Genomic DNA, 25,779 nt, shown 5'->3' with positions numbered 1-25,779 from the left:
GGCCGCATCGGCTCATGCTACGATTCGAACCCCATTCAGACCTACTATCGGAGGCAGTTTGAAGATTCCTTACCTGGCAGCCACCCTCCTGGCCACGGTGGCCCTGACGGGCCCCACGTACGCAACGACCGAGAAAGCGGGCGCCAGCGCCATCGTGGTGGCAGCCGGCATGCCGAGCAATGAAGGCAAGGTGCTCTCCACGCTGGATGCGCCTGGCTATACCTACATGGAGCTCGCGAATACGGAACGGCGCTTCTGGATCGCGGCGCCCACAACGCGGATCAAGGTGGGCGACCGGGTGCGCTTCGAGCAGAGCCTGGTCATGAAGAACTTCAACAGCAAGACCCTTAACCGCACCTTCGATGAAATCATTTTCGTCAACTCAGCGACGGTGGTGAAGTAAAGCCAAATATCGGTTACATTGCATAACTCAATGATTGGTATATGATTTTCTTGGTTTCTTCCGCGGTGCCACCGTTTTTTTCCTGAATACTTCAGATTCTGGTTCAACAAACCCCACGAAGAGCTTGTTCTTGAATCTCTTCAAATCATCCCGATACTCGGCTGCCTGCTCGAATTCGAGGTTCCGTGCAGCTTCCAGCATCTTCTTTTCCAATGACCTGATTTCCTTCGCAAGCTGCGTCTCGCTCATGGCGTCGTAGCGCGCCTGCGTCTGCGCCGCCTTGAGATGCTGTTGTGCCGCTTCCATGTCGTAGACGCCGTCGATCAGATCCTTCACGCGCTTGTGCACGCCCCGTGGCGTGATGCCGTGTGCGGCATTGAACGCCAGTTGCCTGGCGCGGCGGCGCTCGGTCTCGCCGATCGCACGGCGCATGGAATCGGTGACCTGGTCAGCGTAGAGCAGCGCAGTGCCATGGAGATGGCGCGCCGCCCGGCCGATCGTCTGGATGAGCGAGCGCTCCGAACGCAGGAAGCCCTCCTTGTCGGCGTCCAGGATCGCCACCAGCGACACCTCGGGAATGTCCAGCCCCTCGCGCAGCAGGTTGATGCCCACCAGCACGTCGAACTTGCCCAGCCTGAGGTCGCGGATGATCTCCACCCGCTCCACCGTGTCGATATCGGAATGCAGGTAGCGCACCTTGATGCCATGGTCGGCGAAGTAGTCGGTCAGATCCTCCGCCATGCGCTTCGTCAGGGTCGTCACCAGCACGCGCTCTCCCCTGGCCGTGCGCAGGCCGACCTCCGACATCAGGTCGTCCACCTGGGTCGAGGCGGGACGAATCTCGATGACGGGATCCACCAGACCGGTCGGCCGCACCACCTGTTCCACCACCTGCCCGCTGTGCTCGCGCTCGAACTCCGCGGGCGTCGCAGAGACGAATATCGTCTGCGGCATCATCCGCCTGAATTCGTCGAACCGCAGCGGCCGGTTGTCCAGGGCCGAGGGCAGGCGGAAGCCGTATTCCACCAGATTCTCCTTGCGCGAACGGTCGCCCTTGTACATCCCGCCAGTCTGCGGAATCGTCACGTGGCTCTCGTCGATCACCATCAGCGTGCCGGGCCGCAGGTAGTCGATCAGCGTGGGCGGCGGCTCTCCCGGCTGCTTGCCGGAAAGATGGCGCGAGTAGTTCTCGATGCCCTTGCAGAATCCCAGCTCGTTGAGCATCTCGAGGTCGAAGCGGGTGCGCTGCTCGATGCGCTGCAGCTCCACCAGCTTGCCATGCTGCTGGAAAAAGCCGATGCGCGCCTGCAGTTCCTCCTTGATCGTCCCGATGGCGCGCAGCGTCGTGCTCCGCGGAGTGACGTAGTGGCTGGAGGGATAGACCGTATAGCGGGACACGGGTTTCTGGGTACGGCCGGTGAGCGGATCGAACAGCACCATGCTCTCGACGGTGTCGTCGAACAGCGAGACCCGCACTGCCGTCTCCGAATTTTCCGCGGGAAAGATGTCGAGCACGTCTCCGCGCACGCGGAAGGTGCCCCGGTCGAAATCGAATTCGTTGCGCGTGTACTGCATCGCGATCAGGCGCTGGATGGCGTCGCGTTGCGATATCTTCTCGTTCTCGCGCAGGTGCAGGATCATGCCATGGTAGTCCACCGGGTCGCCGATGCCGTAGATGCACGAGACGGTGGCGACGATGATGGCATCGTCCCGCTCCAGCAGCGCCTTGGTCGCGGACAGGCGCATCTGTTCGATGTGCGCGTTGATGCTGGAATCCTTCTCGATGAACAGGTCGCGCGCAGGCACGTAGGCCTCCGGCTGATAGTAATCATAGTAGGAGACGAAGTATTCGATGGCGTTTTCCGGGAAGAACTCGCGCATCTCGGCGTAGAGCTGGGCCGCCAAGGTCTTGTTCGGCGCCATGACGATCGCCGGCCGGCCGAGCCGCGCGATGACGTTCGCCATGGTGAAGGTCTTGCCGGAGCCGGTCACGCCCAGCAGCGTCTGGAACGCCAGGCCATCCTCCACGCCCTCGACCAGCCTGTCGATCGCGTCGGGCTGGTCCCCTGCCGGGGCGAACGTCTGGTGCAGGCGGTAGGGACTATCGGGGAAGGTGACGATCATGGATATAATTCCGCAAGCAGGTAAAAGCTATGCACCTCTCATTGCATCCGGCGGCGGCATGCTCGTTCGGACCCATCGTTGCCGACCGGATCATGCAGTGATTCCGGTTCCGCACACTCCTATTTTACCCCTTCCCATCCCGATCTTCGGCTAATATAGCATGCGGGCATTTCCCGCGTGACACACGCACTCCAAGGACATCATTCGTGGAACTCTCAAAGCGCGCCAGGGCCGTCAAGCCCTCCCCCACTCTTGCCGTCAGCGCCCGGGCAGCCCGTCTCAAGTCCGAGGGGCGAGACATCATCGGGCTGGGTGCCGGCGAACCGGACTTCGATACCCCGCAGCACATCAAGGATGCGGCCATCGCCGCCATCCACGGCGGCCTCACCAAGTACACCGCGGTAGGCGGCACCCCGGGCCTGAAGAAGGCCATCATCGAAAAATTCAGGCGCGACAACGATCTCGACTATACGCCGGGCCAGATACTCGTCTCCTGCGGCGGCAAGCAGAGCTTCTTCAACCTGGTGCTCTCGGTGATCGATCCAGGCGACGAAGCCATCATCCCGGCGCCCTACTGGGTATCCTACCCCGACATCGTGCTGATCGCCGAGGGCAGGCCGGTGATCGTCGAGGCCGGTATCGAACAGAATTTCAAGATCACCGCCGAACAGCTGGAGCGGGCCATCACGCCCCGCACCCGGCTGTTCGTCATCAACAGCCCGAGCAACCCTTCCGGCAGTGTCTATTCCGCCGAGGAACTGCGCGCGCTGGGCGAGGTCCTGTTGAAGTATCCGGACATCCTGATCGCCACGGACGACATGTACGAGCACATTCTGCTCTCGGAAGGAAAGTTCGTGAACATCCTCAACGCCTGCCCTGCCCTGTACGATCGCACCGCCGTACTCAACGGGGTCTCCAAGGCCTATGCCATGACCGGCTGGCGCATCGGCTACTGCGGGGCCCCAGCGCACATTGTCACGGCCATGGAGAACATTCAATCGCAGAGTACCTCCAATCCTGCGTCCATCTCCCAGGCAGCGGCAGAGGTTGCGCTCAACGGCGACCAGTCGTGCATCGTGCCGATGGTGGACGCGTTCAGGGAACGCAGCCGCTTCGTCACCGCAGCCCTCAATGCGCTGCCGGGCGTCCGGTGCCTGCCTGCCGGCGGCGCGTTCTACGCCTTCGCCGACACGCGCGAGGCCATCGGGCGGCTGCATGCGAGAGGCGTGCTGCCTGAGGCCAGCGACCTTTCCTTCAGCGAATACCTCCTGGAATCCTGTGGCGTGGCGGTAGTGCCGGGCTCGGCCTTCGGCAGCGAGGGCTACATCCGGCTCTCCTTCGCCACCGCGCTGGGCAACCTCGAGAACGCGCTGCAGCGCATGGGGCGCGTTCTCGGCGGATGAACCGCGGGCAGCGGACCATCCCGGCGCTCGCAGATAGCCCTTTCCGTTTCCCCTACAGACAGGAGGGCAATGTCGACTGGCATTGCTGCGAAAGAAGGGCTACCATGAATTCATACGACTTTAATAAAAATATTAACATCTTTTAATATATAAGGATAAATCCCTTTCCTAAGGGAGAATCATGGATACGGATTGCGAGCTTGTCACCATTCCATGCCCCCATTGCGGGAAGCACCTGGGAGAACGGCTGGATCGGCTCAGGCGGGACGCGCAGCTGATCTGCTCCGCCTGCCGCCGAATCTCCCACGTGAGCACGCACCAGCTGCAGGCCGCCCTCGCCTTCGCGCTGGCATCCCGGCGCAATGCGGGAAAGCGGGAGGGAAGGCTGCGGCTGGTTTGAGATGGCCGCGAATGGAGGCGCCGACCGGGGTATGCCCGGCCCGCACGATCCCGTCGGCCATGCTCCGGGAGGATGCATGAAGATCGATCTGGATGCCGAACGGATTCCCGTGTCCTGTCCCTACTGCGGCATGCAGCACTTCGAGCGCATCGGCATCCTGAGGCATGCACCGGGACTGGTCTGCGTGGCGTGCCTCGAGACCTTCCGCATGCAGCCCGGTCAACTGGACTTCATTCTCGAATCCGCCCACCGATCCATGGATGATCTCTCCATGAGGCTGGGCAGTCCGCTCGGTACGCGCAGCCGTTAGCCAGGCGCCGGCACGCCGCCCGGGCATCGCTCGCATCGGTCGGCGATGTGGCCGATAATCAGGCCATGACGCATTCTCTTTTTCTTCCTTTCCCCCGCGCGCTGCCCTGCTCCATCGCCCTGGTCCTGGCGCTCCTGCCGCTGCTGCCCCGCTCCGCGGCTGCGCAATCCCCCGAAACAGTGGAATTCGCGCGTGGAGGGATTCTCGTCGGTACCTTCACCGCGGAGGATCTCGCCGCCCGCGTGCCGGCAGCGCCGATCCCGGTCTTCGAAGCGCATGAGGAACGGATGCGCGTCTATCGCGCCATGCCGGCGCGAGCGGTACTGGATGCGGTATTCGGCAGTGATTGGCGCAGGGCGCAGGAGATCGTGTTCACCTGCAGGGACGGATACCAGCCCAGCATACCTGTGGCGCGGTTCGTGGCCCGCGACGCCTACCTCGCCCTGGCCAGCGGGGACGACATCATCCCGTTCACGCTCGTCAATGCGCTCCAGAACGATGAGACCGTGGCACTGGGGCCGCTCTACCTGGTGTGGGGCATCAATCCGGACGAGCCGCCTGGCGTCACTGCCTCTGCGATGCCCTACCAGATCAGGCGCATCGCGCTGCGCCCCATGGCATCTTCTTCCGCCACGGCGCCCCCGCCTGCGTCGCCGGCAGCGGCGTGGCGGGGGCATGCCCACTTCCGCAGACACTGCATGGCATGCCATGCGATCCATGGCGAAGGCGGCGGCAAGGCGCCGCCGTTGGCCTCTCCCGCATATCCGGAAGAGCCTCTCGAACCGGCATACCTCAGGCGCTGGATCGAGAATCCGCAAGCCGTGCGTCCTGGCACCACGATGCCTGCGCTGGCACGCGACCTGCCGGAACGCGAGGCGATCGTGGAAGATCTGGTGGCCTATCTCCGGGCGGTGAATGGACGATGAATGCGGGAAATGGAAATGCCAGCGCGGCAAACGGCGTCAGGAAGTCAAGGCTGCGGCGGCTGCACCAGTTCGATCAGCTGGTCCAGCAGCGCCTGCCTGCGCTCGGCCAGTTCGGCGTAACGCGCGTGGAGGCTGTCGAGATCGTGGCCATATCGCTCGATGCGAGCCTGGCGCTCCCGCTGCAGCTTCACCTGATCGTCATAGCTCGGAGGCGGGTGATCCTTCAGCCCACCCGTGATGGTGGGACCTGCCTGCATCGGACCACCCTCCTGAATCAGGCTGCGGCGCAGCTCCTGCGTCATCTGGAACTGCTGGTAAATCGCCTGCTGCTCCAGTTGCACCCGGTTCAGCACCGCTTCCAGCTGAGCCACGCGCGGATCCGGAACGGTACGCGAAGACGGCGCCGGATTGCCGTCCTGAGCCTGAACCCCGCCAGGCAGGCAAAAGCCAAGACACATCAGGAGAAAGACGGTCGGTCTCACCATTTCGGCTCGGACAGCAATCATTCTGCGATAATGGGGCAAAGCCAAGCTGTCCCGGCACTTTCCGGAACAGGGAATTCTGCCGTGTCCGGCGATACGCCACCGGGACGCCGCATACCAGTATATCCGCAATTGCCATGGTCGACACGGATCCGGACATCGACACATCGCCGCTGCCCCCGCGCCCACGCGGGAAGCACACGGGGCGCGGCGCGGTGTCGAACCTGCCGGGCCGCTACGAAACCTGGGCGCGGGAGGCCGTGGACGACGGCTGGCATGCCGGGGATGCCGTGGCGGATGGCAGCATCCCGGCCGCGGCGCTGCCGACGCAGGTCATCATGGAGCAGGCGAAGTCCATCCTGAGCCGCAACCGCTCCCCCGACCTGCCGTTCGACGTCTCCCTCAACCCCTACCGGGGCTGCGAGCATGGCTGCGTCTACTGCTTCGCACGGCCCTCCCACAGCTACCTGGGCCTGTCGCCGGGCCTGGATTTCGAGAGCCGCATCTACGCCAAGATCAACGCCCCCGCCCTGCTGCGGGAGGAACTTGCCAAGATCTCCTACGTACCCCGGCCCATCGCCCTCGGCGTCAATACCGACGCCTACCAGCCCTGCGAGAAACGCCTGCGGCTGACGCGCGGCGTGCTGGAGGTACTGCAGGCGTGCCAGCATCCGGTCGCCCTGATCACCAAGTCGGCACTGATCGAGCGCGACGTCGACCTGCTCGCGGACATGGCCTCCCGGCGGCAGGCGACGGTTGCGGTGACGCTGGCCACGCTCGACCCCGTGGTGGCCCGCACCCTGGAGCCACGCGCCGCCGCGCCGGCTCGGCGGCTGCGCACCATCCGCCTCTTGGCGGACGCGGGCATCCCGGTAGCGGTAAGCGTGGCGCCGGTCATCCCCTTCGTCACCGAGCCCGATCTGGAGCGCATCCTGGCAGCCGCGGCGGAAGCCGGGGCCACCGGGGCAAGCTACGTCGTGCTGCGGCTGCCGTGGGAGGTCAGTCCCCTGTTCCGGGAATGGCTGGAAGGCTGTTTTCCCGACCGCGCGCAGCGCGTCATGAACCGGGTGAGGGAGATGCGCGGCGGCAAGGACTACGATGCCGCGTTCGGTGCCCGCATGCGCGGCGAGGGCGTGTGGGCGGACATGATCCGCCGCCGCTTCGAGGTGGCGGCGGCCCGTCTGGGCATTGCTGCCCGCTCGAACCGCTTTCGTTCCCTGGACGGTTCGCGCTTCAGGCCGCCCGCTGCGGCGGGCGGCACGGCCTCGGGTTCTGCCGGCGGGCAGCTGGAACTGTTCCCGGAAAATTGAGTGCCGCGTCAGGCGTACCAGCGCAGGAAGGCGGCGGCGGCCAGCGCCGTCGTCCCCAGGCCGGTCAGGAGCTTCCAGGCAGCGTGCCGCCTCGCCTCGCTCCAGCCATCGGCACGACGCAGATACGCCACCGATACGACGACCCCGCCCATCGCGCAGAGGATCTTGGTAAGCAGGGCGGCGAACGCCACCCCGCTCAGCTCGGGAAACTGGCCATAATAATAGTAGCTGACCGTCCCGAATCCCGCTCCGCTCAGCGCCTGGGCGCCCCAGCTCAAGCCGATGACCCACACGAGCCTGCGCTGGAATGCAGGCCCAAGCGCCGGATGCAGACCCCAAACCGCACCCCCGGTCACGGCAGCGGCACCAAAATTGTGCACCACCTGCACCAGGGCGTAGCTCAGATTCTCCAGCACAATGGAAAGGGACGATTACTGCACGCTGACCTGGATGCACTCCTGCGCGCCGATCGGCGTATGCGCCTTGTTGACCACCTTGATGCAGATATCGTGCGTTCCGGGCGCCAGGCCGCTCAGCACGTGAGTGCCTTCCAGGCCGCGCAGAGTCAGTGCCTCGTCCTTGTCCACGTACAGATGGGTATGATCCCCCTTGTCGCCGAGCGCGATCTTGTAGGCGATCTCGATGTCCGATTTCGGAGCAAACGTGGCGCCGCTTTTGGGTGAAGAAATGGCAACCGATGCTTCGGCGGCGGATGCGGTCTGGGCGGACATGCCGAGGGCAAGCGCGGCAGCCAGGGCGTAAACTAAACGCATTTCATTCTCCTTGTGAAGATAATGAGGTTGGTAAAGCGGGTAGACGCAAGCAGCGATGCAGGCGGAACCTGCACTATCCATCGCTGCCGGAAAGTATACACCAGCAACCCGCTCGACTTGAAGCGACGCGAGTCAAAGCAGGGGAGCGTGTGCCGGAGAATGCTAGAATGCTTCGCGGACGCGGATCCAGGGCTGCCTTCTCCTTCTCCGCAGGAAAGCCGGATGTGTCCGGCATGGCAGGCCTGTTGAAATCGATCTGCCCGAGTGGTGAAATTGGTAGACACAAGGGACTTGAGCAATTTGAGCCCCCGGTAGGAAACCGCCGGGGTGAAGCCCGTCAAAGTCGGCGAACGCCCTGGTGCCCCGGCACCGAGCCAACGCCGAGCCAAGCCTGTGGCCGGAAGGCCCGGGAAGGCGTAGAGAGCAGACGGCGGGCGCCTAAGGCCGCAAGGCTAGGGTGAAGGCGTGCTCCAGACCACGAACGGCGCGTGCGCCGGCGGCGAAAGCCGAAGTGGCAGGAAAATCCCTCGACTTCGGTCGTGCCGGTTCGACCCCGGCCTCGGGCACCACCGCAACAAAAATTGATGCAATATCTGGGTTATCGGTGTATTCATATGATATACATCAATATTTTTTCATATCGCGCTTGGCCATTCGCGGGGAACGGGGCTGATCAGACCCTGCTTCGGAAAAGCGGAACCCCGCTTCATGCATGGAGGCTTTTCGATGATGATCACCCTGGACCACACCCTCGTTCACGCAACCGATCCTGCCGCCAGCGCCGCGTTTCTTGCCCGCCTGCTGGATGTCGGGCCACCCCGGCGCCTGGGCCACTTCACGGTGCTCCAGATCGGGGAAACATCGCTGGACTTCCTGCCGGGCACGCCGCCAATCGTTTCCCGGCACTTCGCCTTCCGCGTGGGCGAGACCGCGTTCGATGGAGTCTTCGGGCGGATCGTGGAGGCGGGGATACCCTATTGGGCCGATCCATCCCACCGCGAACCCGGCCGCATCAACCGCTGGGATGACGGGCGCGGCGTGTATTTCGATGATCCCGACGGCCACGTGCTCGAGGTTCTCACACGCCCCTACGGCAGCGGCGGCTGCGAGGCCCGGCATCCCCATCCCCTGCTCGATTGTCCGGGGCGGTGACGCGATGGCCTCACGCTGACTGTCGTACGGCCCTGATCGGGGCCACCAGCGTGCCCTGCCTGCCTTCGTGCGCCAGCAGCCATTGCTTGCGGGGAAGGCCGCCGCCATAGCCGGTGAGCTTGCCGTTGGCGCCGATGACGCGATGGCAGGGAATGATGATGGAAATGGGATTGCGCCCGTTCGCCAATCCGACCGCGCGCGTGGCGTTGGGCGCGTGCATGCGCTCGGCGATGCTCTTGTAGCTGACGGTCTCGCCGTAGGGGATGGTGGTCAGCAGGTCCCACACGGTTTTCTGAAAGGGTGTTCCGGATGCCTTCAGCGGAAGATCGAATCGATGCAATTCCTTCGCAAAATAGGCATTCAGCTGGGCAATGGCATCCCTGAAAAGCGATGGATCGCGCCGCCCTTCTTTCCGTATCTGGGGGAGGCAGGCTGCCGCTTCCGTTTCCATGTACAGTCCTGTGAGATATTCGCCATCGCTCGTCAGCAGCAGCGAATCGATGGGACTTTCCATAACGGTGTAATGGTTCATCGTACCAGCCTCGCACATTCAAATGACACCATGGTTGGGTCGCATCGCAGGCACGCCGGGGCGCCGTGCTCGCAATCGCCACGACGTCCTTCCCATGCTCGCCTGCCGGCCCTTCCGCAACCCTGGCCATGGCCGTGCCGGGCGATCTCCCGCTTCTCGACCGGACTCTCCGGTCCCTGACGCCGGACCCGAGGTCGACAGCATATCGCAAACGGCTCCATTGCAGGCGATCCGCCAACGCAGCCGTCTAGCGCTCGTGATTCCCCCGGGTGTCACGAGGCTCGTCCGTCACGCCGCCTGCCCATTTCGCGTCCTTCCCGCGCCCGTGGCCTTGTCCGCATTCCCGGAACATCCCTGTAGGGAAACCGGGGCCGCGTGGGGACATGATGCGAATGTTCTGTCAGGCTTTCCCGGCATTCAATTCCCGGGATCGATGATAGCCTGCTCCTCGTCATGGACATGGATCCGGCCGGCAGCAGGATGACTGCATGCTCCTCCGGCGTTGGCCGCACCGGTTCCATGGCGTGTCGGATGGCGGGATATCGGGAAACGCGGCATTCGATATGCCCGAAGACGTATGGTCTGAATATCGGGATGGTCATCATGAGAGCAAAGATAGAAAGGATACTCGGCGTGCTGGGATTGCTGTGCGTGCTGGGATTGCTTGGTTTCTGCGCGCAGAGGAGTCCCTGGGAAGTTTACGACGCGGATACCCGTCGCGCCGTCGGTACCGCGCCCGCCGATGGTGCGTTTTCCGCAAGACAGGTGTAATTCGTGGTCTGCCCCATGCCGTTCGAAACGGCATGGCATTTCGTGAAGGCCATGGCCTGACGTTTTTTTCCGGCACTTCCGCGAGGCCCGAGGCAAGCGGGGAAGCGCCGAGGCGTGGAATACGGAGTCCCGACCAGCTGTCAGCCAGTGCTTGCCCGCACCTTCCCGGGCGAACGCTCCTCGGCCGCCGCTCGCATCCTGGCGCGGAGCAGGATGCGAGCGGCAGGATCTAATGCATGTTTCTCTATCTTGCCCTGTGCTTGACGCGCACGCGATAATCGAGCGTGCTGCTGCCGTCGGCGGGAACGGCCAGCTTCCACTCCGCGATGCCCGAAGCCGCCTTGGCATGCGGGTGCGATTCCGTCAGCATCGTCCAGTCACCGGGCACGGGCTCCTGCACCGTGACCGTGACGGCTTCTTTCTTGGCGTTCCTGATCACGAGCCGGTAGGCGGTTTCGAATATGGCGTCGTGACGTCCTTCACCGCCGAGCCTGCGAAAATCGGTCTGCTTCCTGTCGGCCGTGACGTCGAATGCATCGCCCAGTTTCAGGCGCACGGTTTCGTTCCTGGGCGTATGGTCGATCCGATCCTCGCCCACGAACTGGGCATTTCCCTGCGCATCCTTCTTGTACACGCGCACGATCCCCTTGGGCAGGGGCACGCCTAGGCCCTCGCCCCGGTTGAGGAATTCGACGTACACCCCGATCTTCTGCTTGCGCCCCATGTCGCCATATTGCCCGGAATAGTAGTAATTCGCGCCCGCCAGCAACAGCTCTTTTCTGACCGGCACGTGCGCCGCGGACAGCAGCGCCACTTGCTTGGTCTGGTTCTCCGCCAGAGTCGTGGGGCGCTGCAGCGTATACAGGTGATACTCGAACAGGGACTCCTGCCTCATCTCGTCGGCATCGGCCGCCTTGGCCGCCATGGCCATGACCTCGCGCGGCAGAGGCTGGGGCGGGCGCACGCGGTTCAGGTCGCCGGCCACCAGCTGCAGCCTGGCGTCGGGATAGGCGGCCCCGCTCAGGTTGGTGAGGGTCACCCAGCCGTTGAAGTCGAGACGATCGTCCTGCCCGTTCAACTCCGCTACGTAGTCGGCATGCCAGGACAATCCGCCGGTCAGGTATGAAAGCTCGAGGTCCTGCCTGCCGCTGCTGGCATTGACGAGGGAGACGATCAGGGTCGGCCTGTCGCGCAGATTCTCCGGCACGCCGGGAAATGCCAGGCGGCCCGGCACCCCGGTTTCGATGCGATCGGGAAATCTGAGTATGGTGCCTCCCTGCGTTGCGAGCACCGTGGCCGTTTCGCGGGTTTCTCCACCCGTGGCCGGGTTGGTCCGGATTACCGTCACCTCCTTGCCCAGATATTTTTCCAGCAGTTTCTCGGGTGTCAGCAGGTCGAAATCGAAATTCTGCTCCTGCAGGCGGAATCCCTCGGGATGGGTGAGATTGCGCAGCTGTGCCGTCTCCGGCCGCATCCGCGCGGAAACCTCGCGCCATGCGAGACGGTTGAATTCCCTGTCGAGCACGATCGCGCGCGTATCCTTGACCAGCGCCAGATCGTCGTTGTAGATGGTCACCGCCACCGCCTTCTGCTGCGCGGCGGTGGCGGTGACCTCTCCTCCGGGGTCCGCCGGCGCCGCGATACCCGGGCAGGAGAACAAGGCAAGCATGGCTATCGCCAGACTGGATCTCAGCGTTTTCAGCATTTCTCCTCCGGACATGGTTGACTCGGGCGGCCGCGGTATCCCTGCGCGATTCGATAGTATAGCTTGCGCAGCCGCTTATCCCCGTGAAGGATCGTACGTTCGAGCACCGGATTTGGCTGCTCTAGCATCAGGCCGATCTCGTGGCCCTCCCGGGTGCGCTCCAGATCGCCCGGCGCCATCCCCACCAGGATGACGGGGCGGTGCATCGGCGGGCCTGGCGGCTGCCAGAAGTCGTACATCGCGGCGTTGTCGCCGAACAGGTTGCGGGAGCGGATATCCATCGGCTCGCCTCGACCCCTCTGGTTGTAGAAATCCAGGGAGGCGGCCACCGACCACCGGCTCATGCCGACCACCATCGGCTTTTCTCCGGTTTCGCGATGGACGTCCTGTACGATGCGTTCGATCTCCTGCGTGGCTTCCCGCCAGAAGTAGTGCTCGCCGAAACCGACGTAGGGAATGCCGGGAATGCCCAGCACTACATAGTGCAGCACCAGCGCGTAGAGCAGCGCGAGAACGGCGACGGTGGGCCTCCAGGCTGCCTGGATCCGCCTCCCGAGCGTATGCAGTTGCGGCGTCTGCCCCATCATCCACGCCATCGTCGGCAGGAGGGCCAGCCACACGGGACCCGTCCAGTGGAATTTCGGCGCACCGAACAGGCTCTGGGAAAAGAACACCGCCAGCGGCACGCAGGTGAACACTCTCACGAACAGCCGCCGCCGTGCCGCCATCGAATCGGCGAAAGCCTGCTCCGGCGCGCGCAGCGCCAGTAACGCGGCAGCCAACCCGACGGGCGTCAGGACTAGCAGCATATGCAGGCCCAGCAGATGCAGGGAGAACCGGTTGCCGATCCCGGTTGCCCGACCCGACTGGAACAGGATCGAGGACCATTCGTGCTGCATGTTCCAGACGATGACTGGCGAGAATATCAGCAGGGCGAGCGCGGCTGCCAGGTAAGGCTGCGGCCGCAGCAGCCAGCGGCGCGAAGCCGGATCGAGCATCACGAACACCAGCGCAGCCGGCCCCAGCAGGCCCAGCGTATACTTGGACAGAATCCCCAGGCCGAAGGCAATCCCCAGGCCCAGCCAGGCACGCCCGCCGCCGTCGCCCAGCAGCGCACGTTCCATGTAGTAGAGCGTCGCGGCCCACGCGGCGACCAGCGGCGCATCGGCCGTCATCAGCATGCCGGGAACGAAGCTCAGCGGCAAGACGGCCAGCAGCAGCAGGGTGCGCAGGCCCGTCGTCCTGTCGTAGAGATTGCGCGCCAGCGCATACAGGTAGCCCATGGCGACGAGGCCGCAGATGAAGGCCCCGATCCTGACGCCGAACTCGTTGTCGCCGATGAAAGCCGTACCCAGCCAGATGAGCCATGCCACCATGGGAGGATGATCGAGGAAGCTGAGCTCCATGTGCTGGGCATAGTTCCAGTAGTACGCCTCGTCCGGGATCAGCTGCGTCACTCCCAGGTAAATGAGCCGCAGCAGTATGGCGAAGCCCACGATCCCCAGGGAAGCGATGCGCCAGCGCGCATCGACCGGCAACGCTCCCCCCCGGATGACGAGCGTGTGCAGCATGACACTGAAGCGGTCGAGCGCAAGCGAGAACCCGGCCACCGGAAAAATGGCCAGTGCCGGAGGAAGATGCATCCCCTGCACCAGGAGCGCCAGGATGCCGCCCCGCAGCAGCAGGATGCCCCCTCTCGCCGCGAGCAGGCTGGGAGCAGGACGCCAGCCCGCCGCCTCCGGACCGCCAGATCTCAGGATGAATGCATGGCCCGCCGCGATCGCGATGGCGAAGCTGACGATATGGGCCAGCGCCAGATCGTTTTCCAGGCTGAAGAGCAGCTGGAACATCAGGATGTCGACGACGGCGCTCACCAGCCCGGCCTGGAGCGTGCGATTCTTGGCGCCCATGGCTGCCGCGCCGCCGAGTGCATCGGGCGGCTGTACGGCGACCTCCATCACCCGCAATCCGTCGCGACGCATCCTGCGCAATCCTGCCCAGACACCGCTCCCGCGAATGCGATCGGCAATCGTCGGCGCCAGCTCCCGCCGGAAGGCAAAGGCTTCCCAGGGAGCATTCCCCGCATCGTGGATCAGGCCGGCGATCCAGTCATCCACGGATGAACGCCAGCGGCGATGCCATGGGTTTTTCTGATCAGCAGCCATTGCAGGCTTCCGATTGCCGCCGATCACCACGTCCTGGGATCCTTCCAGAACGGGATCCACCAGCGCGGGCAACTGCCCGAACGAACAACCTGGAGCCGCATTCATGACGACGACAATCTCGCCGTGCGCCACGGCGGCTCCCTCGAGCAGCACCCCGGCAGGATCCGCTCCTTCGCCTCCCTCGACCAGGCGGACGCCCGCATACTGTCTCCGGGCACATATCCGCTCGACCACCCCGCTTTCCGGTCCCTTTCCCACGACGATGACTTCCACGCCCCTCTGCATTCGATCCAGCGCATGGAGGCGATCCAGCAGCGACTCGATGCCCTCCGTTCCGCCGGGCGCGGAGACCACGATGGAACACTGCAGCGTGTCGCCTATGCGTGTGGAAAACCGGCCGGATGATACTGATGAGGGAAGATGGGAAGGTGGGAGATGAAGGATGTTCGACAATTTGATATCGGGCTGGAAACGGATGGATATTATTCTTCTGGGCCGCCCGTTCCGACTGGCGGACCTCGGGGACAATCCGGATCTGGCATATCCGAACGGCTCATGAAACCACGTTGCCGCGCACATCGTGCCGTCTTCGGCTGCCAGATTTCGATGCGATCGGGCAAAAAGCGAAGCGTAGCACATTTCATAATCGGAATATCCTTGAAATGCACTGCCGCCGGGTGGCGCAAAAGCCCTTCCGTACTGCTTTTCGCGGCGGAAGGGATATTCACGGTTCGTGACGATGTGCTAGTATAGAAACGGGTACAACCTGATCGACTCTTTATCCACTCCTAGGGGGACTTCATGACGAGCATACTGAAAGCATTCCTGCTGGCAACCACGCTGTTTCTGTTTTCATCCCAAGCTGCAATGGCTGCAAGCTATCCCGAAAAAGTGGGCGACAAGCTCGCGCACGGATTGGCGAATACCGTGACGGGATTCGTGGAAATTCCCAAGAACATCATCAACACCACGAACCAGAAAGGTGCCGCGTATGGGGTGCCGGTCGGCCTGTTGACGGGCATCCTGCACAGTATCGGACGCACGCTCACGGGAGCAGTGGATCTGGTGACCTTCGTCATTCCCACCAAGCCGATCATCTACCCGGATTACATCTGGAAGGAATTCAACAAGGAAACGCACTACCACCCGGACTGGAAACTGCAGTAGCACGATATCGGGTTCATTGCCCGGTTTCATGAAAAAGGGAGCTGCGGCTCCCTTTTTTTATCCGCTTCTCTTTATCCGTCTCCCGCATCTTCCAACGCGACAATATTAAAATGTATACTCAGCAATCGTTAGGGGGAATGAGACCCCGAATGAATACCCTATCCATCCGCGGGGCATCTGACACGCCTGCCATGAAAACCGACATTCTTGTCCGCCGGCCCGATGACCTGACCACCGGCTGGGCCCAGCGGGTGGTCGATCTCCACCAACCCGGCGTGACGGTCTCGAGCGCATCGATTCTTTCCGTCGATGTCGGCACCACGACCCGCGTCCGCCTCGCGATCGAACACGATGGACCGCCGAATCTGCCCCGACGCTGGTTCGTCAAGCTGCCATCGCTGAACTGGCGCGCGCGGCTGATCACCGCCCTGCCGCGATTGCTGCACACCGAAGCACGCTTCTACAACGAGGCAGCCCACGCCATACCGGTGGCGATGCCCTCCGTCCTGGCCGCACAGAGCAGGCTTGGCAGGGGCGCGGTGATCGTGCTTGCCGACATCACCGAATCCGGAGGGGTGCCGGGTACCCCCGGCGACACGCTGACGGTGGCGCAGGCGGAGCAGGTCATCCGGCAGCTGGCCCGCCTGCATGCCCATTTCCAGAAGGATGCAAACCTGCTGAAGACCTACCGCTGGCTGACCGACTCGGTGCGCCAGCTGGAGGACTATCTCGGTACGGCACTGGCGCTTCCACTGATGCAGCGGGGGCTGCACCGGGCAGGATCCCTCGTGCCCGCCTTTCTGCATGCGCCGGCACTCCGCTATGCCCGGCGCCGGCGCCGGGTGATGCGTTTTCTAGCGCAGGCGCCGCAAACCCTGGTACACCACGACTGCCATCCCGGCAATCTGTTCTGGTACCGCGCCCAGCCGGGCCTGCTCGACTGGCAACTGGTGCGCATCGGGGATGGCATCGGCGATGTGGCCTACTTTCTCGCCACTGCCCTGCGTCCAGAGGACAGGCGGTGCCGTGAGACGGATCTCGTGGCGGCGTACGCGGATGCGCTACGCCACCATGGAGCAGCTATCGATACGAAACGCCTCATGAACCGATACCGCGCCCACCTCACCTACCCGTTCGAGGCGATGATTCTTTCTCTCGCAGTGGGCAGCATGATAGCACCCGAGAGCAATCGCGAACTGATCCGCCGCACAGCCGCTGCGGTGGCCGATCTCGACGCCTTTTCCACCCTCCCCGCATGATCGCTGCGGAAACCGTGCGCCGGTAGCCTGCCCCCGAGGTTTTCCCGACAGGACGACGATCAGTAGCCCATCCCCGAACCCATGCCCGAACCAGGCATCATGCCGGGCATGACGCCCGGCGGGGCCGACTGGCTGCTGAACTTCTTGCGCGCCGCGGTGATTTCCTCATTCACCCTTTTCGATGCCTCGCGATACTTCGCCTGGTAGGAATTGGCCGACTCGGAGATGATGCCGGCGTCGGCGTTGGCCTCATTGATCATACATTCATCGTAGACCTGCAGTTTCTTCTGCCATTCGTTCACTGCCGTGATGCCCTGGTTGACGGAATCGACGGTGCCCGACTCCACGGCGGGGGCTTCGGGCAGCGGGCCGCAGCCGCTAGGCGACCAGTGGCCGTCGTCGATGGTGCCCGCATGCGCTGCCAGCGCGACCAGCAGCATCGCAGGTGATGCAAGAAAAATGAGTCGTCCCATGGTATGTGTCCTCTCACTGTTTTTGGAAGGTGAAGCAGGTGCAGCCCGGACACTGGGCTTCGCCGCCTTCGATGGGGCATCCCGGGTTCCGGAACCTACAGCCTACTATGCGGTCCGGCAAGTGTCGAGACACAGAAGCCGGCCGTCCCCCGCCGTGCCGCAAATCCATGGTGCGCACCTTGTCATGAATGCGCTACACTGTAGCCGATTCAGGCAGGCTGACCCGGCCCATTCCCTCCATCGGCGGATATCTGGAAACAATCATGACGGATACGAGCAAGAACAGACTGGAGGTGGCCGATGCAGAGTGCGAAACCGCAGCGAAAATTGAGCTCGACGGGCTCTACGACGACGCGCCCCGGGAGGGCGTACCGTTTCGCTCGCCGTCGCCGCAGGCTGTCGAGGCCATTCTCCTCAGGCTGATCGCCAACAAGGAACAGGCATTCTCCCGAGTGCTGACTGCGGTGCTGGAATCGCGATCTGGCCCGCTGGACGTCCGTGCCGCCGCCCTCTTCGAAGAAGAGGTGCGCACCATGCTCGCGGAGGAGCGGTATCTGGGGCGCATGCAGGATTTCTTCCGGGAGGCGGCAGAGCGGGCGAGGGTTCGTGAAGCGGTCTTCGATACCGATCCCAAACGCCAGGAGTTGCTGGACGCCACCTACCGCCTCGGTGCCGCCCAGGCACTGCGCAGGGCGCGCGCGAGCGTGCTCGCAACCCTTGAACCCTACATGCAGCCGGGGGTGCCGGCAGACCGGGGATTCATCTCCCAATGGCAGCAATATTCCACGGCCAGCCCGCTGAGGCCCATCGTGACGATCGCACTGCTCAGCCTGACCTCCTATGCGATCGCGGTCATCATGGCGAGCGAGATGGTCCAGGAATTCCTGGCGCGTTTCGGGTGGGCCGCCGGAACCGGCCTGTGATCGCCTGCCGCCCTCCCCGCCGGAGCGCGCGGACGGATGATCATGCCACCAGATCCACCCTCCCGGTTTTGAGGCTGTAGACGCCCCCCACTATTCGCACCTTTTCATCGGAAACGAGCCTGCTCAGAAGGGGCGGCTGCCTGCGCAGCTTGTCGACGGTGCGCGCAACGTTCATCCTGATCGCATTTTCATAGCGATCGCCGGGCATGTCCTTGATCATCCGGACGGAAGGAAGCAATGCGCTCGCCATCGCCTGGATGTGGCCGGGAAACTGCTCGTTGCCGTCCGACGCCTTGATGGCCGCCCCGATGGCGCCGCAGCTTCCATGCCCGAGCACCATGATCAGAGGAGTATGCAGAACGGCAGCCGCATACTCGAGCGTTGCCACGATATCGATGGTCAGGTAGTTTCCGGCGATACGGACGACGAACAGATCGCCGTGCTGTTCGTCGAAACAGAATTCGGGACTGACCCTCGAATCCGAACAGCCCAGGATGCACGCATAGGGATTCTGTCCCGATACGAGCGCTTCCCTTTCTTCGCTGAACTCCAGCGGGGTGGATTTTCCGGTGGCGTAGCGCTCGTTGCCGGCCATCAGCCTGGTCAGCGCATCGTCGGGCGTCATGACGTTTTCCGGCAGCGGAGGGCCGCCTGGCTGCCGAGTGGCTGCGGCGGAAGCGCTGCCCGCCATTCCTGTGCCGCTCCATGCCAGCAAGGAGGCCGTGGCCAGCTTCAGGAGCCTGCGCTTGCCCGCATCGGGCTCCCCTGCCGCGCTTCCCGCGCGCGATTCGTGTGACGGATGCATGATGGATATTCCGTAGAGCCTTACGATCGGATGATGGCGTCACGAAGCCGCGGAATGCGAGGCGCAGCAGGCGCCGGGAGCACACCGGCAGCATGCGGCCGATACCAATTCAGCATAAACCGGCCGATGCCGGGCAGTCAAGCGAAAATCTGCAAACGATCGCCCTGTATTTCTTCCGGAGCCGCCACGGGAAGCGGATCCGCCGTGCAGCGCAACCAGGGCGGAATCATCCCGCCCCGCCCCGGGACCAATCCACGGTGCATACCGACTCTATTCCGGGCTCGCGCCACCGGTGGACGGCCGGGCCGTATCCTGGTGGCGCGACGGCTTGCGACTGCCATCCTCGCGCCTGCGGTACATGCCGGCGCGCATCAGCAGCATCGCGGTCACCGGCGCCGTGCCCACCATGAACAGCGTGATCAGCACCTCCTGCAGTACCAGCCTGTGCGCGCCCACCGAGGCCAGCAGGATCGATGCCAGCAGCACGCAGCCCAGGCCCAGCGTGGCCCCGAGGGTAGGTGCATGGATGCGTGCGAACAGGCCGGACAGCCGCAGCAGGCCGAACGAGCCGATCAGTGCCAGGGTGGCGCCGACGATCAGCAGCAGCGAAGCCAGCAGGTCGGCCCAGAGGGGAAACTGGACGCCGCTCATGGCTCGATCACCTCTCCCCGCAGCAGGAACTTCGCCATCGCCGCCGAACCCACGAATCCGAACAGCGCGATCAGCAGCGCGATATCGAAGTAGATGCGGGAATCGAAGCGGATGCCCAGCACCAGCACCAGGATCATGCTGTTGATATAGAGGGTATCCAATGCCAGTACCCGATCCTCCGCCGACGGCCCGCGCAGCAGGCGTATCGCCGCGCAGGCCATCGCCAGCACCAGGGCGATCGAGGCAAAGGACAGCGCAGAAGGGAGCAGTGTGAGCGTCATTCGAATATCTCCATGAGTGGACGTTCATAGCGATGCTTGATGGTGCGGATCCAGGCCTCCTCGTCCTGCAGATCCAGCACGTGGATGGTCAGGTTGCCGCCGTCCGGCGACAGGCCCGCCCATACGGTGCCGGGCGTCGCGGTGATGATGCAGGCCAGCGCCGCCAGCCCGTACGGATCGCGCAAGTCGATGGGAATCTTCATGAATCCTGAATGGGCGCGCCGTCTTGCCGGACCCAGGATGACCCCCGCCACGGCGATGTTCGAGCGCGTGATGTCGACCAGCACGACACCCAGCAGCCTGACCGCGACCAGCAGGTGATGCGGCCGCGCCCGCAGGGGCCGCATGGCGGCCGTGCCCAGCGTAATGGCGATGGTCAGCGCCGCCCCCAGCAGCCAGTGGCCCGGCTCGAGCGTATCGTTGAGTAGAAGCCACAGCGCCAGCAGCATGGCGGTGAACAGCGTAAGCAGCGACAGGCGCTTCATCGCCCTCCTCCGGCGATATCCGTGAGATCCGTCGGAACATCCTTTCCCAGCACCGCTTCGATGTAGATCTGCGGCGCGGAGAGATCCCGTCCCGCGCGATCCAGGTAGTCCATCGCCGGGCCCACCCCCGCCGCCAGCGCCACGCTCAGCAGCAGCAACCCCGCCACCGGCATCGCCTCGAGCGCGTACAGCCGCGGGGTGACGATCTCGCCCGAATTCCAGAACAGCCGCACGCCCATCTTGCACAGCGCGATCACGCTCACCAGGCTCGATCCCAGTACCGCCGCCCATAGCACGCCTATTGCGGGGGGCCATGTCTCGATCGGCGCGGCCGACGGCACGATATCGAGCGTGGCGGAGAGCAGCAGGAACTTGGCGACGAAGCCGGACAGCGGCGGCAGCCCTGTCACGAGCAGCGCGCATGCGACGAATCCCATGCCCAGGAAGGCCATCGCCGCCGGGATGACAATGCCCACATCCTCGTCCGGCATGCTGGGATCGAGTGGCGCCTCCGCATCCAGCGGCTCCTCCTCCTCGACCTCCGCACCGGCGGGTCGGGTGCGCCCGACCATCTCGCTCAGCATGAAGAATGCCCCCGTGGCCAGCACCGAACTGGCCAGATAGAACAGCGCCGCACTCTTCATCGGCGCGCCGCCCAGACCGAACGCCGCCAGCAGTGTGCCCGCCGAGGTGATCACGCAGTAGGCCACCAGGCGCTGCGGCTGCCGCGTGGCCAGCATGCCGGCCGTCCCCAGCAGGAGCGTGGCGAGGCCGATGCCGAACAGCCATGGCTCGCTGAACGGAGCCGGAGCCCCCCCGTCCGGGAGTGGCGCCGCACCCAGCAGCGAACCCACACGTAGCAGCGCATAGACGCCCACCTTGGTCATGATCGAAAACAGCGCCGCCACGGGAGGCGCTGCGGCGCCATAGGTGGACGGCAGCCAGAAATTCAGCGGCCACGCGCCGGCCTTGAGCAGGAACGCCACGCCCAGGATCGCCGCCCCGGCCTCGAACAGCACGCGGTCTCCATCCTGCAGCCGCGGCACCCGCAGCGCGAGGTCCGCCATGTTCAGCGTCCCGCTGGTGCCGTAGATCAGCGAGACGCCGATCAGGAAGACGAAGGAGCCCGCCAGGTTGACGACAATGTAGTGCAGGCCCGCCTTGATCCGGAGCACGCCGGAGCCATGCAGCGCCAGGCCGTACGACGACGCCAGCAGCACTTCCACGAACACGAACAGGTTGAACAGATCCCCCGCCAGGAAGGCGCCGTTGATTCCCATGACGATGAACTGGAACAGCGACTGGAAGTGCGGCCCCATCCGCTTCCAGCGTGCCAGCGCGTATGCCAGGGCCGCCAGCGCCAGCACCGCGTTGAGCAGCAGCAGCGCCGCCGACAGCGCATCCGCCACCATCACGATCCCAAAGGGTGGCTGCCAGCCGCCGAGCCGGTAGGCGGCGACGCCGTCCGGCCAGAGCCCAGGCAGGGCACCGCCGGCCATGCGCACCAGCATGACGGCCACCACGAGATTGGCCAGCGTGGCAGCCAGCGCCATCACGGTGCGTTCCGCCCGCCTGGCCTCGGCGAGCAGCAGCATGGCCGCACCGGCCACCAGCGGAATGACGACGGGCAGGACGGGCAGGTGCGGCAGCCAGTCCGTCATGGCTCCAGCTCTTCGCCTTCCACGTGGTCGGTCCCGGTCAGCCCGCGGGATGCCAGCAGCACCACCAGGAACAGTGCGGTGGTGGCAAAGCCGATCACGATCGCCGTCAGCACCAGGGCCTGCGGGACGGGGTCGTCGTAGCGCGCGGGATCCGCCTGGCGCAGCGCGTCAATGATGGGTACCCGCCCCACGGCCAGGCGCCCCATGCCGAAGATGAACAGGTTGACCGCGTAGGACAGCAGCGTCAGCCCCATGATCACCTGGAAGGTGCGCGGGCGCAGCAGCAGCCACACGCCTGATCCCGTCAGCACGCCGATCGCGAGTGCATAGACGAATTCCATCAGCCGCGTTCCGTGCCGGACACGGCCGGATCCGGCGCTGGAGCCGACGCCGGCACGGCTTCTTCCTGCCGCCGATGGCCGCGGCGCGACTGGTGCGCCAAGGCCACCAGGATCAGCACCGTGGCGCCGATCACCAGCAGGAACACGCCGACGTCGAACAGCAGCACCGTGGACAGGTGCATCTCGCCGACCAGCGGCAGGGTGCCATGCCAGGCCAGAGCCGAGAGAAATGGCCGTGCCGCCGGCCATGCCGCCATGCCCGCCCCCGCCGCGCACAGCAGGCCCAGTGCGATCCAGTACTGCGGGAAGATACGGGTACGCGACTCGGCCCAGGCGGTGCCGCCCACCATGTACTGCAGGATGACCGCCGTCGCCACGATCAGTCCCGCCACGAACCCGCCGCCCGGCTCGTCGTGCCCGCGCAGCAGGAAGAAAATGGCGACCATGCCGGCGATCGGCAGCAGCAGCTGCACCACCACCCCCGGCAGCATCATCGGCCCGACCGGCAGCAGGGCATGCGGGTCGCGCAGCAGGGCGCTGCCGTCCCCATCCTGCTCCCGCTGCTGCACCGGCCGCTCCATGCTCTCGGGCGCGGGGCGGAAGCGCCGCAGCAGCGCGAATACCGTCAGCGCGACGATGCCGAGCACCGTGATCTCTCCCAGCGTGTCGAATCCCCGGAAATCGACCAGGATCACGTTGATGACGTTACGCCCTCCTCCCAGCGGCAGCGCGCTCTCGATGAAGAAAGGCGAAATGCCGTCCACCGCGGGGCGCGTCATGACGGCGTAGCTCAAGGCCGCCACGCCGGTGCCGGCGATGAGTGCCAGCACCAGATCCCGCAGGCGGCGGGTGCGCGCCCGCAGGCGCACGCGCAGCGGCACCCGCGCGTCATCCACCGACTGATGGCGCCGCGGCAGCCAGCGCAGGCCCAGCAGCAGCAGCACGATCGTCACCACTTCCACCACGAGCTGGGTCAGCGCCAGATCGGGCGCAGAGAACCACACGAAGGTCATGCAGGTCGCCAGGCCCGCCGCGCCCGCCAGGCTCAGCGCTGCGAGGCGGTGGTACTTCGCCTGCACCGCGGCGGCCACCGCGCATACCCCACCGACCAGCCACATGCCGGCGAAGGCCGGCTCCAGCGGCGTCAGCGGCAGGCTGCCCGCCGGCAACCCTCCCGCCGCAAGCGGCACCAGCGCGGCGGCGAAGGCGGCACAGATCAGGAGCAGCAGTTGCACCTGCAGGCGCTCCGTCGACAGCCATCGCAGCAGCCAGTCGGCCCAGGCATCGAGTGTCTCCAGCAGCGATTCGAACAGACGCTTGCCATCCAGGCGCAGCCAGTCGATCAACGGCACCACGGTGGTGCCGCGCTGGTACTCGCCGAGCATCCGATAGAGCCCGGTACCGGCGACCATCGCCACCAGGCTCATGATGAGCGGCAGGTTCCAGCCGTGCCATACCGCCAGGCTGTGAACGGGCGTTCCCTGCCCCAGCACGGATCGCGCCGCCACATCCAGATAGGGGCCGATGGCGATCGCGGGGATCATGCCCACCACCAGGCAGGCCAGCACCAGCAGCGCGCTGGGAAACAGCATCCAGAGCGGCGGTTCGTGCGGATCGCGAGGCAGATCCCCGGCCGGCGGGCCGAAGAACACCTGCAGGATGAAGCGCAGCGAATAGGCCACGCTGAATATGCCCCAGACCACCGCCATCGCCGGCAATCCTATGCGGGTGAGCGCATTGCCGCTGACGAACATCGTCTCGGTGAAGAACATCTCCTTGGAGATGAACCCATTGAGCAGGGGTACGCCCGCCATTGCCGCCGCCCCCACCGTGGCGAGGGCGGTGGTGAGCGGCATGGCGCGATACAGGCCGCTCAGCCGCGACAGATCGCGCGTGCCGGTTTCGTGGTCGACCATGCCCGCCGCCATGAACAGCGATGCCTTGAACGTCGCGTGGCTCATGATGTGGAAGATGGCCGCGATCAGGGCCAGCGGGCTGTTGAGCCCGAGCAGCAGCGTGATCAGTCCCAGATGGCTGATGGTAGAGTAGGCCAGCACGCCCTTCATGTCCCGCTGGAACATGGCCATGTAGGCCCCCAGCACCAGCGAACAGAGTCCCGCGCTGCCGACCATCCAGAACCAGGCATCCGTGCCCGCGAGCACCGGCCACAGCCGCACCAGCAGGAATACCCCTGCCTTCACCATGGTGGCGGAGTGCAGGTACACGGACACCGGGGTGGGTGCCGCCATCGCGTGCGGCAGCCAGAAATGGAATGGAAACTGGGCGCTCTTGGTCAGCGCCCCGAGTGCGATCAGCACCAGCGCCGGCAGGTACCAGGCATGCGCACGCACCTGCTCGCCGGCCGCAAGCACGGTATCGAGATCATAGCCCCCCGCGATGCGCCCGAGCACGAGCACGCCGCCGAGCAGGCAGAGGCCGCCGCCCGCCGTGACGGTCAGGGCCATGCGGGCGCCGCGGCGCGCATCCGAGCGGTGGTACCAATACGCGATCAGCATGAAGGAGGTGAGGCTGGTAAGCTCCCAGAACACCACCAGCTGGATCAGGTTCCCCGACAGCACCACGCCCAGCATGGCGCCCATGAAGGCGAGGAAGAAGGAAAAGAAGCGCGCCACCGGATCCTGGGCGGAGAGGTAGTAGCGCGCGTACAGCACCACCAGGGCGCCCATCACCGTGACCAGCATCGTGAACAGCCAGGCGAAGCCGTCCATGCGGAAGGTCACCGCCAGCCCCAGGCCGGGCGCCCACTGGAACGTCTCCCGCACCACTTCCCCCGTGGCGACGAGGGGATAGCACCGCAGCGCCATGACAACGCAGGCCAGCGTCACCATCCCCGCCAGCCAGGCTTCCGTGTTGCGCGCACGCGAGGAGACGAAGGCGGCGCACAGGCTGCCCGCGAACGGCAGGATGACGATCCAGACGAGCGACATGATAGGGCGCTGCGACTCCAGAAAAAGATAAGGCCGGGCATGCCGGCCGTCCTGCAGGGAAAGCCGGGCGGGATACCGCGCGCAGCGCCCCGTGGTCGCGACGCGTATCCCCCGTCACATTGAATTCGAGACCCGAGGGCGCCGCCGATCCCCCGGCCGGAACGGAACGGCACAACCATGCTTCGCCGCACCCCGGCTGCCTCCAATCATATCATCCTGCATCCGATATCTGCGCATCCATTTGCGCTTCCCCGGAAAGCGGATTCCATTTCGCGCGCCGATTCCGTAGGATAGAGGCTGCAGGCCGCGTGCGGGAAGGCAGGATGAAT

26 protein-coding genes are annotated in these 25,779 nt (G+C 64.8%); 11 read left to right on the top strand and 15 right to left on the bottom strand.

Annotation, left to right across the window (positions count from 1 at the left end; genetic code table 11):
- The first annotated feature begins 58 nt into the window (after nucleotides 1-58).
- Nucleotides 59-403 carry an NrfJ-related protein gene (locus BT108_RS02325; protein WP_255369579.1) on the top strand — a complete coding sequence of 115 codons (345 nt, stop codon included), beginning with the start codon at nucleotides 59-61 and terminating at the stop codon, nucleotides 401-403.
- 27 nt (nucleotides 404-430) lie between these two features.
- Here the strand turns inward: BT108_RS02325 and uvrB are convergent, their stop codons facing one another.
- Nucleotides 431-2,527 carry an excinuclease ABC subunit UvrB gene (gene uvrB / locus BT108_RS02320; RefSeq protein ID WP_072292925.1) on the bottom strand — a complete coding sequence of 699 codons (2,097 nt, stop codon included), beginning with the start codon at nucleotides 2,525-2,527 and terminating at the stop codon, nucleotides 431-433.
- A gap of 206 nt (nucleotides 2,528-2,733) precedes the next feature.
- On the opposite strand from uvrB, the gene BT108_RS02315 reads away from it, so the two are divergent.
- The 4 genes from BT108_RS02315 to BT108_RS02300 all read left to right on the top strand — a co-directional run bounded on the left by BT108_RS02315 (nucleotide 2,734) and on the right by BT108_RS02300 (nucleotide 5,566).
- The gene (locus BT108_RS02315) at nucleotides 2,734-3,930 is read left to right on the top strand and encodes a pyridoxal phosphate-dependent aminotransferase (RefSeq protein WP_072292924.1); all 1,197 of its coding nucleotides are present in this window, start codon (nucleotides 2,734-2,736) and stop codon (nucleotides 3,928-3,930) included.
- Nucleotides 3,931-4,111: 181 nt separating this feature from the next.
- Nucleotides 4,112-4,330, top strand: coding sequence for a hypothetical protein (locus BT108_RS02310; RefSeq protein WP_072292923.1), 219 nt, complete (start codon nucleotides 4,112-4,114; stop codon nucleotides 4,328-4,330).
- A 76-nt stretch (nucleotides 4,331-4,406) separates the two neighbouring features.
- Nucleotides 4,407-4,640: a hypothetical protein gene (locus BT108_RS02305; RefSeq protein WP_143142354.1), complete on the top strand. Its 234-nt coding sequence runs from the start codon at nucleotides 4,407-4,409 to the stop codon at nucleotides 4,638-4,640.
- Nucleotides 4,641-4,705: 65 nt separating this feature from the next.
- The gene (locus BT108_RS02300; protein ID WP_072293010.1) at nucleotides 4,706-5,566 is read left to right on the top strand and encodes a c-type cytochrome; all 861 of its coding nucleotides are present in this window, start codon (nucleotides 4,706-4,708) and stop codon (nucleotides 5,564-5,566) included.
- 44 nt (nucleotides 5,567-5,610) lie between these two features.
- On the opposite strand, the gene BT108_RS02295 is transcribed toward BT108_RS02300, so the two are convergent.
- Nucleotides 5,611-5,937 carry a hypothetical protein gene (locus tag BT108_RS02295; protein ID WP_143142353.1) on the bottom strand — a complete coding sequence of 109 codons (327 nt, stop codon included), beginning with the start codon at nucleotides 5,935-5,937 and terminating at the stop codon, nucleotides 5,611-5,613.
- A gap of 248 nt (nucleotides 5,938-6,185) precedes the next feature.
- On the opposite strand from BT108_RS02295, the gene BT108_RS02290 reads away from it, so the two are divergent.
- A complete protein-coding gene (locus tag BT108_RS02290) occupies nucleotides 6,186-7,358 on the top strand; it encodes a PA0069 family radical SAM protein (RefSeq protein ID WP_083566107.1) in 1,173 nt (390 codons plus the stop codon).
- An 8-nt stretch (nucleotides 7,359-7,366) separates the two neighbouring features.
- Here BT108_RS02290 and BT108_RS02285 read toward each other — a convergent pair whose 3' ends face one another.
- Entirely contained in the window at nucleotides 7,367-7,774 is a 408-nt protein-coding gene (locus BT108_RS02285) for a hypothetical protein (protein ID WP_083566106.1), read from the bottom strand.
- Between the two features lie 15 nt (nucleotides 7,775-7,789).
- Nucleotides 7,790-8,131 (bottom strand): hypothetical protein, encoded by a 342-nt coding sequence (locus BT108_RS02280; protein WP_072292920.1) that lies wholly within the window; start codon nucleotides 8,129-8,131, stop codon nucleotides 7,790-7,792.
- Nucleotides 8,132-8,857: 726 nt separating this feature from the next.
- Between BT108_RS02280 and BT108_RS02275 the strand changes: the two genes are divergently transcribed.
- Nucleotides 8,858-9,283: a VOC family protein gene (locus BT108_RS02275; RefSeq protein ID WP_072292919.1), complete on the top strand. Its 426-nt coding sequence runs from the start codon at nucleotides 8,858-8,860 to the stop codon at nucleotides 9,281-9,283.
- A 10-nt stretch (nucleotides 9,284-9,293) separates the two neighbouring features.
- Here the strand turns inward: BT108_RS02275 and BT108_RS02270 are convergent, their stop codons facing one another.
- Nucleotides 9,294-9,815 (bottom strand): methylated-DNA--[protein]-cysteine S-methyltransferase, encoded by a 522-nt coding sequence (locus BT108_RS02270; protein ID WP_072292918.1) that lies wholly within the window; start codon nucleotides 9,813-9,815, stop codon nucleotides 9,294-9,296.
- A 603-nt stretch (nucleotides 9,816-10,418) separates the two neighbouring features.
- Between BT108_RS02270 and BT108_RS13740 the strand changes: the two genes are divergently transcribed.
- The gene (locus BT108_RS13740; RefSeq protein ID WP_177257230.1) at nucleotides 10,419-10,586 is read left to right on the top strand and encodes a hypothetical protein; all 168 of its coding nucleotides are present in this window, start codon (nucleotides 10,419-10,421) and stop codon (nucleotides 10,584-10,586) included.
- A gap of 244 nt (nucleotides 10,587-10,830) precedes the next feature.
- Here BT108_RS13740 and BT108_RS02260 read toward each other — a convergent pair whose 3' ends face one another.
- On the bottom strand, nucleotides 10,831-12,291 hold the full coding sequence (locus BT108_RS02260) for a DUF4139 domain-containing protein (RefSeq protein WP_072292916.1): 1,461 nt from the start codon (nucleotides 12,289-12,291) through the stop codon (nucleotides 10,831-10,833).
- Nucleotides 12,285-14,810, bottom strand: coding sequence for a glycosyltransferase family 39 protein (locus BT108_RS02255; protein WP_255369578.1), 2,526 nt, complete (start codon nucleotides 14,808-14,810; stop codon nucleotides 12,285-12,287). The genes BT108_RS02260 and BT108_RS02255 overlap by 7 nt, the downstream gene beginning before the upstream one ends.
- A 447-nt stretch (nucleotides 14,811-15,257) precedes the next feature.
- Between BT108_RS02255 and BT108_RS02250 the strand changes: the two genes are divergently transcribed.
- Nucleotides 15,258-15,623, top strand: a complete 366-nt coding sequence (locus BT108_RS02250) for an exosortase system-associated protein, TIGR04073 family (protein ID WP_072292915.1) — start codon at nucleotides 15,258-15,260, stop codon at nucleotides 15,621-15,623.
- Nucleotides 15,624-15,772: 149 nt separating this feature from the next.
- A complete protein-coding gene (locus tag BT108_RS02245) occupies nucleotides 15,773-16,882 on the top strand; it encodes an aminoglycoside phosphotransferase family protein (RefSeq protein ID WP_218184799.1) in 1,110 nt (369 codons plus the stop codon).
- A 59-nt stretch (nucleotides 16,883-16,941) separates the two neighbouring features.
- Here BT108_RS02245 and BT108_RS02240 read toward each other — a convergent pair whose 3' ends face one another.
- Nucleotides 16,942-17,355, bottom strand: a complete 414-nt coding sequence (locus BT108_RS02240) for a hypothetical protein (RefSeq protein ID WP_072292914.1) — start codon at nucleotides 17,353-17,355, stop codon at nucleotides 16,942-16,944.
- Between the two features lie 263 nt (nucleotides 17,356-17,618).
- Between BT108_RS02240 and BT108_RS02235 the strand changes: the two genes are divergently transcribed.
- Complete coding sequence (locus tag BT108_RS02235) at nucleotides 17,619-18,278, top strand: hypothetical protein (RefSeq protein ID WP_072292913.1); 660 nt, start codon at nucleotides 17,619-17,621, stop codon at nucleotides 18,276-18,278.
- Between the two features lie 40 nt (nucleotides 18,279-18,318).
- Here the strand turns inward: BT108_RS02235 and BT108_RS02230 are convergent, their stop codons facing one another.
- The 7 genes from BT108_RS02230 to BT108_RS02200 form a co-directional block, all read right to left on the bottom strand.
- On the bottom strand, nucleotides 18,319-19,083 hold the full coding sequence (locus tag BT108_RS02230; RefSeq protein WP_072292912.1) for a carbonic anhydrase: 765 nt from the start codon (nucleotides 19,081-19,083) through the stop codon (nucleotides 18,319-18,321).
- Between the two features lie 270 nt (nucleotides 19,084-19,353).
- Nucleotides 19,354-19,734 (bottom strand): monovalent cation/H(+) antiporter subunit G, encoded by a 381-nt coding sequence (gene mnhG / locus BT108_RS02225; protein WP_072292911.1) that lies wholly within the window; start codon nucleotides 19,732-19,734, stop codon nucleotides 19,354-19,356.
- Nucleotides 19,731-20,015, bottom strand: a complete 285-nt coding sequence (locus BT108_RS02220; RefSeq protein ID WP_072292910.1) for a K+/H+ antiporter subunit F — start codon at nucleotides 20,013-20,015, stop codon at nucleotides 19,731-19,733. Before BT108_RS02220 ends, mnhG begins: the two co-directional genes overlap by 4 nt.
- Nucleotides 20,012-20,500, bottom strand: a complete 489-nt coding sequence (locus BT108_RS02215) for a Na+/H+ antiporter subunit E (protein WP_072292909.1) — start codon at nucleotides 20,498-20,500, stop codon at nucleotides 20,012-20,014. The genes BT108_RS02220 and BT108_RS02215 overlap by 4 nt, the downstream gene beginning before the upstream one ends.
- On the bottom strand, nucleotides 20,497-22,161 hold the full coding sequence (locus tag BT108_RS02210) for a monovalent cation/H+ antiporter subunit D (protein ID WP_072292908.1): 1,665 nt from the start codon (nucleotides 22,159-22,161) through the stop codon (nucleotides 20,497-20,499). The genes BT108_RS02215 and BT108_RS02210 overlap by 4 nt, the downstream gene beginning before the upstream one ends.
- Nucleotides 22,158-22,502, bottom strand: a complete 345-nt coding sequence (locus BT108_RS02205; protein WP_072292907.1) for a Na+/H+ antiporter subunit C — start codon at nucleotides 22,500-22,502, stop codon at nucleotides 22,158-22,160. The genes BT108_RS02210 and BT108_RS02205 overlap by 4 nt, the downstream gene beginning before the upstream one ends.
- Complete coding sequence (locus BT108_RS02200) at nucleotides 22,502-25,450, bottom strand: monovalent cation/H+ antiporter subunit A (RefSeq protein ID WP_072292906.1); 2,949 nt, start codon at nucleotides 25,448-25,450, stop codon at nucleotides 22,502-22,504. The genes BT108_RS02205 and BT108_RS02200 overlap by 1 nt, the downstream gene beginning before the upstream one ends.
- Between the last annotated feature and the right edge of the window lie 329 nt (nucleotides 25,451-25,779).

The sequence above is a fragment of the Nitrosovibrio sp. Nv17 genome (assembly GCF_900119085.1).
GTDB lineage: Bacteria > Pseudomonadota > Gammaproteobacteria > Burkholderiales > Nitrosomonadaceae > Nitrosospira.
The sequence above is the reverse complement of the archived record's forward strand: the minus strand, read 5'-3'. Positions and strand labels throughout refer to the sequence as shown.

Coding starts and splice junctions, on each gene's coding strand:
- uvrB (WP_072292925.1), bottom strand. CDS start 2,527: ATGATCGTCACCTTCCCCGATAGTCCCTACCGCCTGCACCAGACGTTC.
- BT108_RS02310 (WP_072292923.1), top strand. CDS start 4,112: ATGGATACGGATTGCGAGCTTGTCACCATTCCATGCCCCCATTGCGGG.
- BT108_RS02305 (WP_143142354.1), top strand. CDS start 4,407: ATGAAGATCGATCTGGATGCCGAACGGATTCCCGTGTCCTGTCCCTAC.
- BT108_RS02300 (WP_072293010.1), top strand. CDS start 4,706: ATGACGCATTCTCTTTTTCTTCCTTTCCCCCGCGCGCTGCCCTGCTCC.
- BT108_RS02290 (WP_083566107.1), top strand. CDS start 6,186: ATGGTCGACACGGATCCGGACATCGACACATCGCCGCTGCCCCCGCGC.
- BT108_RS02280 (WP_072292920.1), bottom strand. CDS start 8,131: ATGCGTTTAGTTTACGCCCTGGCTGCCGCGCTTGCCCTCGGCATGTCC.
- BT108_RS02275 (WP_072292919.1), top strand. CDS start 8,858: ATGATGATCACCCTGGACCACACCCTCGTTCACGCAACCGATCCTGCC.
- BT108_RS02270 (WP_072292918.1), bottom strand. CDS start 9,815: ATGAACCATTACACCGTTATGGAAAGTCCCATCGATTCGCTGCTGCTG.
- BT108_RS13740 (WP_177257230.1), top strand. CDS start 10,419: ATGAGAGCAAAGATAGAAAGGATACTCGGCGTGCTGGGATTGCTGTGC.
- BT108_RS02260 (WP_072292916.1), bottom strand. CDS start 12,291: ATGCTGAAAACGCTGAGATCCAGTCTGGCGATAGCCATGCTTGCCTTG.
- BT108_RS02250 (WP_072292915.1), top strand. CDS start 15,258: ATGACGAGCATACTGAAAGCATTCCTGCTGGCAACCACGCTGTTTCTG.
- BT108_RS02245 (WP_218184799.1), top strand. CDS start 15,773: ATGAATACCCTATCCATCCGCGGGGCATCTGACACGCCTGCCATGAAA.
- BT108_RS02240 (WP_072292914.1), bottom strand. CDS start 17,355: ATGGGACGACTCATTTTTCTTGCATCACCTGCGATGCTGCTGGTCGCG.
- BT108_RS02235 (WP_072292913.1), top strand. CDS start 17,619: ATGACGGATACGAGCAAGAACAGACTGGAGGTGGCCGATGCAGAGTGC.
- BT108_RS02230 (WP_072292912.1), bottom strand. CDS start 19,083: ATGCATCCGTCACACGAATCGCGCGCGGGAAGCGCGGCAGGGGAGCCC.
- mnhG (WP_072292911.1), bottom strand. CDS start 19,734: ATGAGCGGCGTCCAGTTTCCCCTCTGGGCCGACCTGCTGGCTTCGCTG.
- BT108_RS02220 (WP_072292910.1), bottom strand. CDS start 20,015: ATGACGCTCACACTGCTCCCTTCTGCGCTGTCCTTTGCCTCGATCGCC.
- BT108_RS02215 (WP_072292909.1), bottom strand. CDS start 20,500: ATGAAGCGCCTGTCGCTGCTTACGCTGTTCACCGCCATGCTGCTGGCG.
- BT108_RS02210 (WP_072292908.1), bottom strand. CDS start 22,161: ATGACGGACTGGCTGCCGCACCTGCCCGTCCTGCCCGTCGTCATTCCG.
- BT108_RS02205 (WP_072292907.1), bottom strand. CDS start 22,502: ATGGAATTCGTCTATGCACTCGCGATCGGCGTGCTGACGGGATCAGGC.
- BT108_RS02200 (WP_072292906.1), bottom strand. CDS start 25,450: ATGTCGCTCGTCTGGATCGTCATCCTGCCGTTCGCGGGCAGCCTGTGC.